The 14800-nt window shown below is 61.5% G+C and carries 12 protein-coding genes; 2 read left to right on the plus strand and 10 right to left on the minus strand.

Going from position 1 to position 14800, the window contains the following annotated elements; genetic code table 11:
* Positions 1–106 precede the first annotated feature (106 nt).
* The 3 genes from JEQ47_RS16610 to JEQ47_RS16620 form a co-directional block, all read right to left on the minus strand.
* Positions 107–340, minus strand: coding sequence for a type II toxin-antitoxin system prevent-host-death family antitoxin (locus tag JEQ47_RS16610; RefSeq protein WP_198877541.1), 234 nt, complete (start codon positions 338–340; stop codon positions 107–109).
* A gap of 447 nt (positions 341–787) precedes the next feature.
* Positions 788–3316, minus strand: a complete 2529-nt coding sequence (locus tag JEQ47_RS16615; protein ID WP_198877542.1) for a DEAD/DEAH box helicase family protein — start codon at positions 3314–3316, stop codon at positions 788–790.
* Positions 3317–3487: 171 nt separating this feature from the next.
* Positions 3488–3946, minus strand: a complete 459-nt coding sequence (locus JEQ47_RS16620; RefSeq protein WP_198877543.1) for a hypothetical protein — start codon at positions 3944–3946, stop codon at positions 3488–3490.
* On the opposite strand from JEQ47_RS16620, the gene JEQ47_RS16625 reads away from it, so the two are divergent.
* A complete protein-coding gene (locus JEQ47_RS16625; RefSeq protein ID WP_198877544.1) occupies positions 3933–4130 on the plus strand; it encodes a hypothetical protein in 198 nt (65 codons plus the stop codon). The genes JEQ47_RS16620 and JEQ47_RS16625 overlap by 14 nt on opposite strands.
* A gap of 110 nt (positions 4131–4240) precedes the next feature.
* On the opposite strand, the gene merB is transcribed toward JEQ47_RS16625, so the two are convergent.
* From merB to JEQ47_RS16655, 6 genes are all read right to left on the minus strand, one after another.
* Positions 4241–4888, minus strand: a complete 648-nt coding sequence (merB, locus tag JEQ47_RS16630) for an organomercurial lyase (RefSeq protein WP_198877545.1) — start codon at positions 4886–4888, stop codon at positions 4241–4243.
* Between the two features lie 558 nt (positions 4889–5446).
* Positions 5447–7966 (minus strand): Hsp70 family protein, encoded by a 2520-nt coding sequence (locus JEQ47_RS16635; protein WP_198877546.1) that lies wholly within the window; start codon positions 7964–7966, stop codon positions 5447–5449.
* Between the two features lie 9 nt (positions 7967–7975).
* Positions 7976–8335 (minus strand): hypothetical protein, encoded by a 360-nt coding sequence (locus tag JEQ47_RS16640; protein WP_198877547.1) that lies wholly within the window; start codon positions 8333–8335, stop codon positions 7976–7978.
* Positions 8332–10308, minus strand: coding sequence for a hypothetical protein (locus tag JEQ47_RS16645; protein ID WP_198877548.1), 1977 nt, complete (start codon positions 10306–10308; stop codon positions 8332–8334). The genes JEQ47_RS16640 and JEQ47_RS16645 overlap by 4 nt, the downstream gene beginning before the upstream one ends.
* A gap of 140 nt (positions 10309–10448) precedes the next feature.
* The gene (locus JEQ47_RS16650) at positions 10449–11882 is read right to left on the minus strand and encodes a pentapeptide repeat-containing protein (protein WP_198877549.1); all 1434 of its coding nucleotides are present in this window, start codon (positions 11880–11882) and stop codon (positions 10449–10451) included.
* Entirely contained in the window at positions 11869–12798 is a 930-nt protein-coding gene (locus JEQ47_RS16655; RefSeq protein WP_198877550.1) for a hypothetical protein, read from the minus strand. The genes JEQ47_RS16650 and JEQ47_RS16655 overlap by 14 nt, the downstream gene beginning before the upstream one ends.
* A gap of 117 nt (positions 12799–12915) precedes the next feature.
* Here JEQ47_RS16655 and JEQ47_RS16660 point away from each other — a divergent pair, with 117 nt between their 5' ends.
* Positions 12916–13074, plus strand: a complete 159-nt coding sequence (locus tag JEQ47_RS16660; RefSeq protein ID WP_198877551.1) for a hypothetical protein — start codon at positions 12916–12918, stop codon at positions 13072–13074.
* Between the two features lie 40 nt (positions 13075–13114).
* On the opposite strand, the gene JEQ47_RS16665 is transcribed toward JEQ47_RS16660, so the two are convergent.
* Positions 13115–13975, minus strand: a complete 861-nt coding sequence (locus JEQ47_RS16665; protein WP_198877552.1) for a cytochrome c oxidase assembly protein — start codon at positions 13973–13975, stop codon at positions 13115–13117.
* Positions 13976–14800 lie beyond the last annotated feature (825 nt).

The following is a 14800-nucleotide window of genomic DNA, read 5'->3' on the forward strand; positions in this document are numbered from 1 at the left end:
GAGAGGGACTCGCCTGCCTTTTTCAGAAAAGCCCGGAAAACAAGGCTTTTCGCTCTTTGCTTCCGGAGCTTCTTTGTAACACCCCTCTATGTCAGGGGCAATCGGCTCATTCGCCTTCGTCTTCGTAGCTTGCGGAGCGGAGTTTCGCCAGTTTTCCGGGCAGACGAGACGGTGCGGGGGCAGGTCTGGAGACATCCTGCGTGAGCGCGTCATAGGCCGCAGCCGACATCATAACCAACTGCCTGCGGCCTCGTTTCGTCAGCAAAATCGGGCGTGTGAGCGCGATATCCACCAGCTCGCCCGGTCGGCGATTGAGATCCGACAAGGAGAATTCATCCATGCGTCTGCCTATTATCTGCATTAGCAGTGAAATACGTATAATGCATATGAGACGAGTTGGCTAGTCCCCTGTGCATCCGGGTCCGCGTTCCCGACTCGGGCCAGCGCCGACCGACAGCGTCGAGCCGCTTTGCATGCCGAATGGCGAGAATCTGGAGATCGGCTCGAGAGAGATTCAACCGCATTGACCCCGCTCTTGCTCCCCCCGCGGATCCGCAAGGCGAATGGCGGCGCAAAGGGGCCACGTCAAGGAGCGAGACGATCACCACAGGCTATGATCGTGACGTTGGGTAGGCCGATGGAGAACCGAGGACGCGAGAGAGCCCTCACCCTCACGACTACCGAAGGACCGTCTTCCAGAGATGCCGCCGGCACCGCCGCCAAGTCGGCGCCGCCGCGCGCAACCAGCGGCAACGGCCAATCGAACAAGGCAGTGCCGGGCCATCCCCTATTCGGTCAAGGGATCCAAATCGAGGCTCGCCAAGATGTTCTCAAGCCGCCATCCGGCCCTCTCGGTCTCGTCCGAAACGGCGATCACCCGTTCCATCGGGGTCAACCGCCTGAAGTCCTCCAGAAGCGCCAGTAGCTTCCGGCCCAATTCGGACATGGCAGAGGTTTGGCAAAGGCTCATTTGATCCGAAGGGTTCGCCTTGGCGTCCACCTTCCCTGCCGGACCGACGAAAGCCAAACCCAAGCTGCGGTGCCCCGGGTTCTTGGCAGCCATGAACTCGAGATGGTCGTGACCCTGCCCGATGTCTTTCTTGAAATAGGTCGCCGGCGACTTCTTGTCCGTCTTGAGTTCGAACCCGACCTGCAACAGCTCTTCGTCGCAACGCCAAAGGACGTCCGGCCCGGTACCTTCGTCGTTGTCGGGCCTGGTGGAGTCGAACCCTAGCAGTTCGCCGAGCTGGCGGACGCCGGCCTCGGCAGCGTTGGAGTCGTCTCCCGCGATCGCAGCGAACGATACCTTCAGCTTGGACAGTTCGCTCTCGAATTTCTCGCCGTGGCTGTAACCCAAAACATCCATGAGCGCTCTTCCGAAGGGATTGAGGTCGGGACCTTCCTTCTTCTCGACGCGTCCTCCGGATGGCCTTGGCAGGATCATGCCTCCGCCCAGCCGTCGCATCGCCTGTCCATATTGGATGAGCGCCGCATCACCATCGCCCTCGCGATCGAGGGCCGCTCCCAACCAAAGGGCGTGCCAGCCACCTAGCGGCGTGTCGTGCCGGGCGGTGACATCCACCGTCTTCTCCAATTCGCGGCGCGCTCCTGCCGGATCGCCATTCCACATCGCGGCGGCATACTTCGCCTCGCTCTGGGCGGCCTGCACAAGCGCCGGTTCGGCGTTGCGATGACGCTCGAGTTGGTCCTCGTCCAGTTCCGCCAGCTTCACCTCGCTCTGGTAATAGGCCAACCAACCCGGGTCGCGCGGGTCGCCGATCACCTTGTCGACGAGACCGATGGCCTGGTCCGATTTCTTGATGCCGAAAGCCGTCTGCACTTCCCGCCCGATCAGGATCTGCTTCTGCAGCAGTGGCGGAAGCAGTGCCAGATGCCGGTCGTTGCCCAGCCATTTCCCCAGCTCGTCCCCCTCGATGAGGAACGCGCCGTAATCGCTCCGACCGCGGTTGATGCGGCCGAATAGCTGCGCCAACCTGTTGGCGATGCGCACGGCATGCACGTTGTTCATGCGCAGGAATTCCCATTGGTAGCGCTCCAACAGCGAACTGCCCGAGGGCAACCCCTCCATGATCATGATGCGGCAAGTGTCGTTGGGCAGGTCGATGCCGTCGACCCGCGACACCAGCGTGAAGGCGCCTTCGTCGGCCTTTCGGAACGCGTGTAGTTCCCCGGTGAAGTTCTCCGGTTTAGGGGGAACCGCCAGATCGGCCCAATGCTTGGCCGTCTCGTAGTCGGGCACGGCGATGACCGCCTTTCGCCCTTCCACCAGCTTCTGCGCGAAGGCGGGGCCGAAGCCGCCCGCGATGTTGCGGCCTTCCACGATCAACCGCTCGCCCTTGCCGGCGTCGTTGGCCGGGGTGACGGTTACGTCCGGCAGGCGGCCGAACGCGCGGACGAAATCGGTTTGGCTCTCCAGGGTGGCCGAGAGGTAGACTCGCCGGATTCCGTCCCGGAAGACGTCCAGCGCCAGGGAAGGCAGGAATGGCGGCGCAAGTTCGAAGACGCCGCGCGTGAACAACGCCGCGCAGGCATCGATATGATCTTCGAGCCACGCGAATGGATAAGACAGCCGCTCGTGGTCCTTGATCTCGTGCTTGAGAAGGATTTCGAGTAGCCTTGCGCTACGGTCGTAAAGGCCCTTGGGCGCGACGAAGGCGGTGGACTGGCGGCCAAGGTCGAGAGAGTCGCGGAACTTTCCCGAGATGCCCAGGTCTTTGAAGTGCGGCTCGAAAAGCTGTGCGATCTCCGCGAACGCTTCCGGCAATTCGCGGGAGTCTATCCTGATCGTGAAGGAATCGCGCAACATACTCTCGGCGACATGGGCGTCGTCGAAGATGATCGCTTGTGGAAAATGGCGCTTGCGCAGCGCGCTGTGGCCGTTGAACAGCGCGGCGTAGGTCGTGATGCAGAAAGCCTTTCCGGTCTCGAATAGCTCGTTCGAGAAATTTCTCCTCGTCCTCGTAGTATGCGCGATGCCGATCCGTTTCGCTTCGGCAGCGGTCTGCTCCACCAGGTCGACGGTCGAGCAGAGATAGAGGACGTTCTGCAGGCCTTCGTTCACGAGAGACTGGGCGATGAGCAGGCCCACGATGGTCTTCCCTGCACCGGTATCCAAGGAAACCAGCACGTCGGGACGTTTGCGCGCCGCATGCCAGTCCACGAGGGCCTTGTCCTGGCCACGCCAGAGATCGTTGAAAGTGCCTGGAAGGCTCGGCAAGGCTTCGAAGATCTTCACCGGGTCGACTGGCGAGGGAGCCTTCTTGGTGCTTCCTAATTTCGAAAAATCCATTTCCATGCAATCACCTGCCGACTCGACGCTACGCCGGTAATTCCGGCAGATGCGAAACTAATCGGAGGGGCGACGACACTTCAAGGCTCGGCGGAGATTGCGAACGACCAGTCGTCGACGCATCGACCACCGCTGCGCTTCTCCCAAATTCTAGTGGCAGGGATGTTTTGAGGTGGATCAGCGCAGCGCGGCGGACTGCTTGCTTTCTGCCGCTTGGACAAATTCTTCGGTGAGAAGTTCCTGAACGTGATGGCGGACCGCCCGTACCATCAAAGTCTTGACTTCGTATGTTTCCAACATGTCCGGCTTTGCCGCGATCACCGCGGCGAGCCACGCCCCTCGGCAGTTGGTGCCGACGATGTCGTCGGTGACCGTCTCGGAAACATGCTCGATCTCTGCGCGCGCATCTCCTTCGTGAAGCCGGTCTGCGACCCTTGCTCTGGCCTCGTCTACGAGGGCTTCATACACCGACATGGCGATCTCCTTTGCTTGCTGCGAAAGGATCGTCTGGAAGCTTGAAAGGAACCAGCCGGATTGCGCGTCTACGCCATGCCGGGTCGCGTAGACGACGTTCCTCCCCATACCGTCGGCGTTCACCTGCAAGTGGATGGATCTAGTCGGCGTGATCGTCGCCATAGCCGGTCTTCACGCCTACTGCGTTCCGATCGACAAAGCCCTCAAGCATCATGGGCTGGAAGTCGCGAATGAGTTCGACATCGCCCGACACAACGCACAGTCGGCGGCTGAGAGCCCCGCAACACTCGACGACTACAGCGAGTTCCTGGGCAAGCCGACCTGGAACCAAGCACCCGATCGTTGATACTGCTTCCTGCATGTAACGCCGACCTACCTTCTCTTGTGTAGATGCCGGTGCGGCGCAGGATAGGCACCTGGGCCACACCGACACGGACCGGCTCCGAGCCGTTCGCTCTAGAACATGTCGGCAAGATCCTTTGTGCCGGTCCACAGCTCGGCGATCGGCGCGCATGCCAGATCGGAATCGGCAGCGACCGCGGCTTCCGCCTTCTCGCGGTCGATGTAGATGTTCACCCGGTTGCAGTAGACCTTGCGGATGTCGCCGCCATGCGCCGGCGCGAGGGTGAACCAGGCGTCCGGATGCGAAAGGTTTTCGAGGCCCTTTTGGGTCACGGTGAAGGTGATGGTTTCTCCAGACGCCGGGCATTTCGTCGAGCTGGGCGCGTCCAGGCCGAGAACGATCGGGAACATGACGATGTCGCAGACGCACCAGTTATAGAACCGGCGCCCCTTGATCTCCGAAACGTGCACTGCCGAGCGCTCGTCCGCGATCAACGAGATGCCCGCGCCGACGATGTCGCCGGCAGCATTCACCTCCAAACCGTAGTCGCGGTCGTTGAAGAACTTGATCATCCCCGTGGCACGATGCTCTTCGGGCAGCATCGCGTCTGCGACGTGGACGGGAAGCGGCCCGTGGTCGATCAGATAGTTGGCTATCTTCCCGCCCTCACGGATCAGCTCCTGCCCCTCCGGCTTGCGCCACTTGTTCAGAAGCGCGTGGTCGACGGCTTCGTATTTCTTCCGCTGGTCAGTGGTCGTCATGACGATCTCCATCTTCAAGGTCTGCACACGATGTGCGGCCACAACAAAGCATACCGTACGGTTGGTAGGTTAGGAAGAGCAATTCGGTGTGACGCCGCTTTTGTGATCGAATGAATGATACATTGCTCGGGTCCCTGCCATTCGACGCCTTCCTGAGGACCAAGGGCTTCTTGCCTCGGCTCGACACGCACATCGCCGAAATGCCTGGCCCATTGTTCGTGACGATCTTTCGACCAACCCAGAAGAGCTCGGTCTGCGGCTGGTCGTGGCGGACATCATGGGATGACTGAGATCAACTACAAGGCATGCAACGAACTGTCGGTCATCGCTCAGTTCGTCCATAAGCAGGCTATGTCCTGACCATGGTATCCCAAGGGAGTCCCGACAATCAGCCTTTCAAGTTCCACATCTGACCGTCGCTGTCGCCCATCTGGCCAGCCGGGCGCGGCGACCGCGCGGACCTTGGAACATCTGCCGTACGCATCCCGAAGGGCGCCACCAATGCGAAGCCGAAGTTGCTTCCATGGCCTTACCTATCGCTCGGGACCTTAGGGAGCTTTACCGCATCAATCCTGACAGAATCCCGGTATCGCCCTCGCCGGAGTCCCGTATCGAATTCTGGTACAACTCGAAGACGACCTTCCGAAGATCATCGACGTCGTTGTTTCGGATCGCCTTCTCGCCCCGCTCGGCAAGGCGATCGTGCAGACCCTTATCGATGGCGTTGAACCTGGCGTCGACGAGGTTCTCGTACCTGGCGACCCAGAATGCGGGTTGCTTCAGCAGGAACGCGTTGAGCATGGCCGAGGCTTCCTCTAGGGCGTGACGGCTCCCTTGGAAGTCGTTGCGACGCAAATCATCCCTGGCAGACGCAAGTTGACGACCGATGTTGGTGTTCGTTGCAGGTTCGACCTCGGCGGCGAAATAGCGCGTATAATGGTTCTCGAAGTCGTCGATCTCCATCTGCATCACGGCTGCTACGTTGGCCGGGTGATGCCTGAGACGGTGGATTTCCTGGCGGATGAACCTGGTTTCCTGTGTCACCATGCGCCTGGTATCCGCCTCGGGCGAGAGGGATACGGCGGTCTCCTGAGCCTCCAGCTTCCCGCGCAACGCGCTTGATTGACCGCCGATCCTGTTGCCAAGTGCGCGCTCGAGCTGCTCCAGATCCTTGCGAGCTTCGTCGATGCCTTCGCGAGCGAGCATGGCGCCGTCTTCGCCGTCGAAATTGAAGGCCGAGGGGACGTACATGTTTTCCAGGCTGTGATAGAGCCCGATGTCGGGCATCTCGAAGTGACAGTGCAGAAGGCTGTTCTCATCGATGCTCCAGTGGACATTGACCCGGTCGCCTTTCCGGATGATCTGGCCCGGAGCCAGGCCGTCCCCCTTGAGTTCGAAGGAGCCGACTGCAAGGTTGAGTGCCGGGTCGTCGACGCCGTCCGCCTGCTCGAACAGCTCGAAAACCAGTGAAGACTTCTCGCCAGCCCTAAGATCGCGAGAGGCACGGAACGATTCCATGCCGCGGGCGGGTGTCGGCGAGCCCTTCTTCGCGATGGTATGCAGCACGTTCTGTTCGCCACCGGGGCCGCCCTTCACCAGCTTGATCGCCAGGTTGTGCATCAATGGCATGCCGTCTGCGGTCGCCGTCAGCCGGTTGATTTGCAGAGTAGTGCTGGCTTGGGAGTCCAGCATGCCGTCCACACCGAACACCGACACCCGAACGTCGTTCGCTCCCGTTCTCGGTAGCGGAACCCCTTTCACGTCGACGGTTGCGGTCAACGGCAGTTTACCGGATGTCCAGCCGTTCGACGCTTCCACCTGAACATGCAGTCCGGGCGGCGGCGGGGTGTCGCTCTTGATCTTCAAGGTCGTCGCCGCGGCGGCGGTGTTGTCGACATACTCGTAACGCAGCCTCAAGGGCGAAGACGTGACCTTGCTGGTCCTGCCTGTCCGCGAGGTCGTCGCCCCGTCATCGGACCAGCTCCTGCCGGATGCGAAGATCGCGGCGCCGGTAGCGACAGCGGTCATGGGATCGATTTTGGTGTCCAGGGAGATCCCGAGCTCGAAAGCTACCTGTTCGCGAACGTACGGCATGCGACTTGGGCCGCCAATCATGACGATGCTGTCCATGTCTCCCGGCGAGTAACCGTTCGAAGACAACAATGTCCGGCATTCCGCTATGGACCGTTCGACGTTTTCGGAGATCAACTCCTCGAGAATCGAACGTGTGACTTCGACATCAAGATAGATGTCGTTACCTGACTGGTCCTTCGTTCCCACCTGGGTCTCGTCAGCCGAAACGAAGTCGGTGTGCTGGGAGGACAGCGCGATCTTGCAAAGCTCAGCACGATAGGAGGCGATTCGTATGAGCCGGGAATAGCGGGGATCGGCTTGGAAGTTTTCCGGCAGGTCGAAGGTCTTGAGGAGCCAAGGCCGTACAAGATTGTTGACGATGGCACGGTCGAAGTCGGCACCGCCAAGCATGTTCACTCCAGCATGGGCCACGATGGTGATGTTTCCGGAAATACCCTGGACAATGGCGGCGTCGAAGGTTCCTCCGCCTAGGTCGTAGACGAGGAACTGACCCGATCCGCCGCCGATGCCGGCGTTTGCCGACATGGCAGCCGCTATCGGCTCCTGCAACAGCGCGACCTTGTCCAGACCGGCCAGCCTCGCCGCGCGCATGGTCGCTTCCGACTGCATCTGGTTGAAGGCGGCAGGAATTGTGATGACCGTACCTTCGATCTTCAGGTCGGGAAGATCGCGTCTCGCCTGCGCCACTAGGCTCTTGATGACTTCCGCGCTGGCTTCTTCCGGCGTCAACGCACGTTCGGTGCCCGGAAATTCGATAACGCTTGCCGTCCCCATGAGGCGCTTGAACTTCTGCTGTACGCTCTGCGGGGAGAAAGCGGATTGGTCATAGGCCTTTCGGCCGACGAACAAGCCGCCTCGGCGGTCTACCATAATGGCGCTAGGCATGACGTCCATGCCCTCGACCGTCTTGAACAGTTTAAGGGTTTCGCCGTCGGAACCGACGATGGCCGAGTTTGAGGTGCCGAGATCGATGCCAAGAAACATAAGGCCTCCTTAAGTTTGTTCCGCCCGCAGGAAGACCCTGCCGGTCTTGATGACCGTGGTGCCGAGGATGATCGCGGGTTCCAAGGTCTGCTCGACGACCGGATCGCCTCCGGCGAAGTCGTCGGCGTTGACCGCCGCCACCGGAAGGTTGGTCGAGAATGCGACGCCGTCGAAGGTCTCGACGTGCATCCCGTGTCTTTCGAGAATGGTGACGAGGCGGCGGCTTCCATAACGCGCCTGCGCGACCAGTCCCGCCTTTTGGTTTTCCGGGGCGGCTTCGACCACCCGCTCATAGTTCCTCAACAGCTTCCAGAACTCGGCGGCCAGCTCTGCCATGTCTACTGTCCTGTCATCGATCGCTTCGTTCAATCACCTGCCCTCCATCCTTGTAGGATCGTTTTTGCGTCCGAGGCGATACGTGGTCGGCTCGTGGCCAACTCCTGCCGAACGGCGGTGAGGTCGTCCGGATAATAGCGATACTCGGCGCAGCGAGAATTGTAGTCGCCGACGGCTGCATTGAAGCGGTCGATGACCGAATTGGCTTCGGTCGCCATCAGTGCGTTGATCGCATCCAGCCTGGCATTCTCGAATTCGCAGTACCGGATATTGCCTCTCGAGAAGGGCACGGTCGAGTAAGGTGTCGGCTTCAGCTCAGCTTGAGACGATGCCGTGGCAGGAAGAGCCGCCGGCGTGCCGCTGGTCGCTGCGGGCGGCTGGCTGCTGGCGTACGACGGTGAGCGGCTTCGATTGTTGTTCTGGCTTGCAACCACGATCACGGCGATGACAATTATGATGGCCCAGAAAATCCACCTGACCATACGCCCGCGCTGGGCCGCATCCAGGTCGGCAATCGCCTGCCGGTACTGACGTTTCTCGCTTTCCTCGGTCGCTAACCCACTCATGACGAGCAGTTCTTCACGCGCGCGCGCCGTATCCTTCTTTTCGACGGCGCGGCTCAAGCGAGCCTGTGCCGCGTTCATCCTGAGTACCCGATCATCGGTCTGGATGGCGGCACGCATGTTCTGCGACGCTTGGCCGAAACCGGAATGCGTGGTCATGCCGGTGATCAGCGACTGGCTGGCGGCTCCTTCGCCCATCTCATTGTTTATATCGAGAGCCAGGCCGCGCACCAGAAACCAAGGCAGATCGGATGCCGCCGTACCCTTGGTTTTCTTCACCGCGGCATCGAAGGCTTGGAAGAGCAGCTTCGCGCGACCAATGCCTCCCGCCGTGAAGCCGCTTGCCAAGTCTCGAACCAAGGGATCCAGATCAGTCTTGATCCCGTCGATGAAGGCGCTGAGCTCGCGCGCCCCCATCTCGTCCACAAGTCCTTGCAGTGCGACGATATCTTCTTCGAGCTGCTGCGTGGCCCGAGGGAGCTCCGCGAAGACTTCCGAGCAAACCTTGCTCAACTTCAACGCAACGTCAGGCGCGTTTCCGTCGTTCGCGATCCTGATCATTAAACTTCGGAGATGTTGGAACAGCTCTCTCGCCTGGGGGTCGTCGCGGCCTTTTCTCTGCGCGAGCAGCTGCGCCGGCTGGCTTAGATCGTCCCACTGCCGAAGGGGCGCCTCGATCCGCTCGACGGCGAGACCGTCCACGACTGGTCTGGCCATCACGTTTTCCAGAATGGCATCGATGTCGCGTCGCAGATCGCCTATCGGTCCTGCGGCGAAGTCGAGATACCAATTTACCAGGGACGTGAATGCGGCCATCTGATCATCCGTGGCCGAGGGCAATCCGTCCTGAAGGCATCGACGCAAGTCTGCCGACGCCGACGCCACGTCGCGGTAAGCCGAAAACAACCTGCGGACATTGTCGCGAGTGAATCCATCGTAGGCTTCTCCCACGGCATCCATGGTTGGGACCGGCAAGCCCACCGCCTCGAAAGCAAGATCGACTTCGGTTTGCACCTTCGACTTGTCGATAGCCGCCTGGGTCAGCGCGAAATACCTCAGCACTCCCGCGCTGGGCCGCAATTGGGCGACATTGGAAAGGAAACCCGCACGGGCGACTTCCGGCAGATCCTTGGCCAAGGCGATAAGATCCGAAGGCGCTACGCCGTCTCGCAGGGCCGAAAGGACAAGGTCGCGCTGCTGTGGCGAGGCGTCAAGCAGGCAGTCGATCGTCGCCGCTAGTCGGGGCTTCGGCGCAAGAAGCTGGCGGCGGGCTTCACGAAGAGTCGCGTCATCGGCCCAGCCGTCGCTCATTGCGTCATCGAAGGCCGCCGCTACGTCTTCCTTCGAGGCCGTAATCGGAATCCGCAAGACCGCAAACGGATTGCAGAGCAGGTCGAACCGCTCTTGAGACCCGATACCCCCCCGGATCGCCCCCTGATCCATTACAAACCTATTCCCCATTCTTCCGGATACGGAAGTGCTACCTTAACCCCTGTAGTACGTCATTATTTCAGACTGACGCAGTACAAGGCAAGTTCGGCCATCGAGCGTCCAACTCTTGGCACCTACATCGACGAAGAACCTCAAGTTCTTCGGGGGAGCCCGTTTCGACTTCTGCTGCCTATCCTCAGCTCTGCACGAAAGGCTTCGATGACAGCGCGCGATCCTAGGGCGCCCGCGATCCTCAAGGCGTTCAATCCGCTTTCGAGCAGGCGCTCGTCGCGACGATTCTCCACGAATGGCGACAGCACCTCTTCGAGGTCAAGATCGACTACGGAAGCGAACATGGCCGCCAATTCGACGACATCTCGAAATCCCGTCTGCTTGCGTATCGAGGGCGAACGGAGAAGCTCGGGTCTGAAGCCCCACTGGATATATTCGTCGAACATCGACCAGCGCCAATCGATGTCGCTTCGTTTCAGGTAAACGGTAAGGATCAACGTCGCCCAGATATCCCCTCCCACACGGATCGGCGTCTCGTCGCCGGTAAAGGTCTTCATCAGCCGGAAAGCTTCGCGCGGTTTCAGCGCGGCCACGGCGGCGTCGAGCATCTTTATCAGCGGTCGCTCCATGCCGCCGCCCTCCAGCATCGCAAGAGCCTCTTCGGCACTCTCCACCTTCCCGGCCAATATGACCTGGACGTCGGGCATTTCGGCAAGTCCCTCCGTCGTATGGTGGGCCAAGGCGGACTTCACCATCGCCGCGGAGGGAAGGGCGCGAAGCGCGACCAACCGTCGGCGCTTCCCTTCGCTGAAGACGCCGGCCAATTCGTGCAGATGCTCGTAATCCGACGGCGACCGGACGTGCCTGCCCAAGAGCTTCAGGTGCGGTTCGGAACATAGCCGGGCGAACCGCTTATAGACGAAGTTGGCGGTGCCGAAATCGCCCGCGACCTTCAGGAGCGCCTCGACCTGTGCGGGGCCGGCCGGAACATATCCGAGAAAATCCACGGCTTCGTCCAGAAAGGACGGTCCGGCCTTCCCCGCGATCATCTTCTTTACGATGGGGAACGTCGAGGGGCCGGCCCAGTGAAGCCTGAAGTAGGTTCGGATGGCCTTGAGCGCGTCGTCCTCGTCGGGCGCCAGTCCCACGAGCTCGGCGAGCAGCGCCACGTTGGATCGATCGAGCTTGTCGATCCGCTCCAGCAGCTCCGCCGCCGCATCGAACGGGAGGTTGCGGATCATCTTCAGCAGACCTGCGTCGGAGAGCCATGCAAGTTCGTCTACCGCCGTGCGCCTTCGATTGGTCGACCGAAATTTCCTGGCGATCAAGGCGTCCGTCGTTATGGCGCCGACAAGGCTGGACCGGTCGAGCTTGGCCTTGCGAAGATCCGCGCCGGTGAAATCGAAACCGCGAAGGTCCTGCCCTCGGAGATCGACGCCTGAAAGATCCGAGTGTCTGAATGCCGTCGCGCGGTCGAGACCCGCGATCCGGACCAGCTCCACAAACCCCGCACCGCTCGCCCGACGGACTGCTAGAATCTTGCCCGCCAAGCCCGACCGGTCAGTCGTCGCCACGTTTGACCTCGAGGTTCTGCAGCGCCAGCGTCAGCCATCCGCCCCGGTCCTCCACGCCTGCCATGCTGCGCTGGAAGAGGGCGCGGATCACCGCTTCCTGGTCGGCCGAAAGGTCGTCGCCTCCCTCAAGCACGCGCACGTCGCCATCAGTTATCCTGGCGGAAAGCTTGACGACCATCGCGTCGCCGACGTCGAGGCGTGAGAGCGTGCCGAGTGCACGATCGGTCGTGGCATACTCGCCCTTGAGGACATCGTCGTCCCGCTCGAGATGCCATTGCGGGTTCATGCTTCCGCCAACCGCGGTGAGGATGGCGTCCTTGAGCCGGTGGGGATTTCGATGTCCGAGCCTGTCCGCCACCTCGACGCGCTTGCCGGCAGGGAGCGTCATCTCGACGTGGACGCGGCGGAAACCGAACCGGACACCGCCTTCGTCGCTGGTCTCCAGATTGATCGTCATCAGCAGCTCGGCCGGCTCGCCCTCCTGGGAATGCTGTCCCGAGGCGTCTACCTGGAAGCTGGCAAGGCGGGTGTCGAGATGGCGCAACCCGGCCGTACCCAGATGGACATGGGTCCCGCCCAGGTCGTGGAGACGATGCATCATGGACCGGAACGCCGTCACGGTGTCGCGCCCGGGATACGTCTTGTCCGCCAGGGACCGAAGACCAATGGAAATGTTGGCGTCGTGCCAGCGGTGGTCGCCATGGTCGAAGCCGGCGAAGCGCGATAGCTTCATCGCGGTGACGTCGGTCAGGGAGCTTTTCGAACGCGAGGACTTCAAGGTCTGCAGGTTGATGTCCGCCGCTTCGGCAAGGCCGCGCAGGTTGGGTGTCCGGAGCTTTCCGGCCCTGTGCATGCAGGTCCAGATGACCTCCAGCTTCGGGCCCAAGGCATGGATGATCGTTCCTGCAGCAGGCATGTCGGTGCTCCTTCCGCCTCACCATAGCCCGCCCCGAGGCGGGCGGACACACCCGCGTTTCACCTCGTTTCATCCTAGCCGCAAACCGTTCCGGCCGACGCGATCGGCCAGGCTGACATGCAGTTCACGTTCGGGTCACAGCCGGGCGGTGCGCCTCGTGCCCTTTCCATCCATGCTCGTGAAATGGACGGAAAGGTTTCAAAGATGGATTGGTTGGAGTTTTTTATCGCCTTGGCCGCGGCGCTGGTCGCCCTGAAAAAGGCGTTGGGCGGATGAGGGCGAGCGCTCCTTCGGGAAGCACCCGCCCCCGCCGGATCTACTTCCGATAGAAGCTGTACGAGAGGGTGATCTCGCGCAACGTGTCGAGTTCCCGGTTGTCGGCGAAGTCGGGGTCCACGAAGAACACGATCGGCATCTTCAGGGTCTCGCCGGGCTGCAGCGTCTGCTCGGTGAAGCAGAAGCATTCGATCTTGTTGAAGTAGATACCGGCCTTGTCCGGCGCGATGTTGAAGACCGCCATCCCCGTCACCGGCTCATCGCTCGTATTGGTGGCGACGTAATCGATCTGCTCGACGGTTCCGATGTCCCGGGTTACCGAAGCCGCAGGCACGATATGCCAAGGCAGGTCCGGGTCGACGTTGGAATCGAACCTGACGGTGATGGGGCGATCGACTATCCCTTTGAGGTTGCCGTCGGATCGTGCGGGAGTGCCGCCGTAGCCTGTTATCGAACAGAACATGCCGTATAGCGGCACGGCGGCGAACGCCATCCCCACCATGCCCACGGCCAGGAAGGACAGGCTTCGGAAAAGCCTTCGGTTGCGGAACTCGACCGTCGATCGGTCCGGGCCGTCGCCGCCTGACCTCAGCCCGAACATGGTCCAGGCCGTCTGTCGCCATAGTACAACGACGGCGTCGCGGGCGAGGGCGAAGGCATCGGTGGCGAGATGGTGCAAGTGGCGGGCGCCTCCGCGCTCGTTCCTGAACAAGCGCCTCGGATTGCCGGTCCCGGCGTCCGCCCTCGCGCCGCCGACGAGTATAAGGTAGCCCGCGGCGGCGCCGGCCGACAAACCCGGCCACTGCGCCAGGAGGAAGCCCAACATGCCGGCCATGATGGGAGTGAGAAGTGTCAGGCACGCGGCAGCGATATCGGATCTGGTAGGTGTCGTTTCGCTCATCTGGATCGTTCCGAACGGCATCGGGCGCCGCGCCTCCCGGCATCGGTCGCCTCTGATTTCTTTTGGGTGGGGAAGATGCGCGACGGAAGCCGCGCCGATCAAACAGCGGCAGGCGGTGCGCGCGGGCCCTGAGGCGAACGGCGGGAGGACGAGGGCGCGGTCGCGGTGAAGGCTTCCTCTACTGCTGCAGCGGTTGGCATGCGCGAGCGGACAGCCGCGGGCTCAGGACACGACAGCGCTACGGGCGAGGAAGGACACCCGTGGCACGGAGACAGGTCGTGATCATGCTCCGGGTCGAGGTCGCCGCAGAAACTCGACGATCCGCTCGGGAGGTCGTAGCCATACGCGGCAGACGGCTGGATGGCGAGAATGGAAACGAGGATGAGTGCCAGCACCGACATGGCGCCGACGATCTCTTTTCCCAAAGCCCTTGCCAGATCCATCGCTACCTCGCGGACGAAGCCTAGGCCGGTCGCGGCCGCATGACAATCCGAGACGGAACGTAGACCTGCGGCACTTAGGCGCTCGGAATGTTTCGGTGGAGTGCCGGTTGGCGGACAGACCAGGCCGATAACACTGGAAGACTGTCAAACGGGGATAGGCCGCCATCCTCAATCTTGGGAGGGCGAGCTATGGAGTTTATGCGGGCGAGGTTCATGCTAATCTGGCACTGGGGTTGGGAAATCGCGCCTTGCGCGATGCAATGGAAGCGGGGGGCGTTCTTTGGAATGGATTGCATTGATCGTCGGGGGAATACTCGTCCTGGCGTTCCGAGGTGGCGGCAAGGGTCGGAGCACGGCCCGAGGGAAAAGTAAGGGAACCAAA

The organism is Devosia sediminis (assembly GCF_016411825.1).
Classification (GTDB): Bacteria; Pseudomonadota; Alphaproteobacteria; order Rhizobiales; family Devosiaceae; genus Devosia; species Devosia sediminis.

What these genes read in the sequence shown, in the direction of transcription:
- JEQ47_RS16610 (WP_198877541.1), bottom strand. Translation starts at nt 340, where the DNA reads ATGGATGAATTCTCCTTGTCGGATCTCAATCGCCGACCGGGCGAGCTG.
- JEQ47_RS16615 (WP_198877542.1), bottom strand. Translation starts at nt 3,316, where the DNA reads ATGGAAATGGATTTTTCGAAATTAGGAAGCACCAAGAAGGCTCCCTCG.
- JEQ47_RS16620 (WP_198877543.1), bottom strand. Translation starts at nt 3,946, where the DNA reads ATGGCGACGATCACGCCGACTAGATCCATCCACTTGCAGGTGAACGCC.
- merB (WP_198877545.1), bottom strand. Translation starts at nt 4,888, where the DNA reads ATGACGACCACTGACCAGCGGAAGAAATACGAAGCCGTCGACCACGCG.
- JEQ47_RS16635 (WP_198877546.1), bottom strand. Translation starts at nt 7,966, where the DNA reads ATGTTTCTTGGCATCGATCTCGGCACCTCAAACTCGGCCATCGTCGGT.
- JEQ47_RS16645 (WP_198877548.1), bottom strand. Translation starts at nt 10,308, where the DNA reads ATGGATCAGGGGGCGATCCGGGGGGGTATCGGGTCTCAAGAGCGGTTC.
- JEQ47_RS16655 (WP_198877550.1), bottom strand. Translation starts at nt 12,798, where the DNA reads ATGCCTGCTGCAGGAACGATCATCCATGCCTTGGGCCCGAAGCTGGAG.
- JEQ47_RS16660 (WP_198877551.1), top strand. Translation starts at nt 12,916, where the DNA reads ATGCAGTTCACGTTCGGGTCACAGCCGGGCGGTGCGCCTCGTGCCCTT.
- JEQ47_RS16665 (WP_198877552.1), bottom strand. Translation starts at nt 13,975, where the DNA reads ATGAGCGAAACGACACCTACCAGATCCGATATCGCTGCCGCGTGCCTG.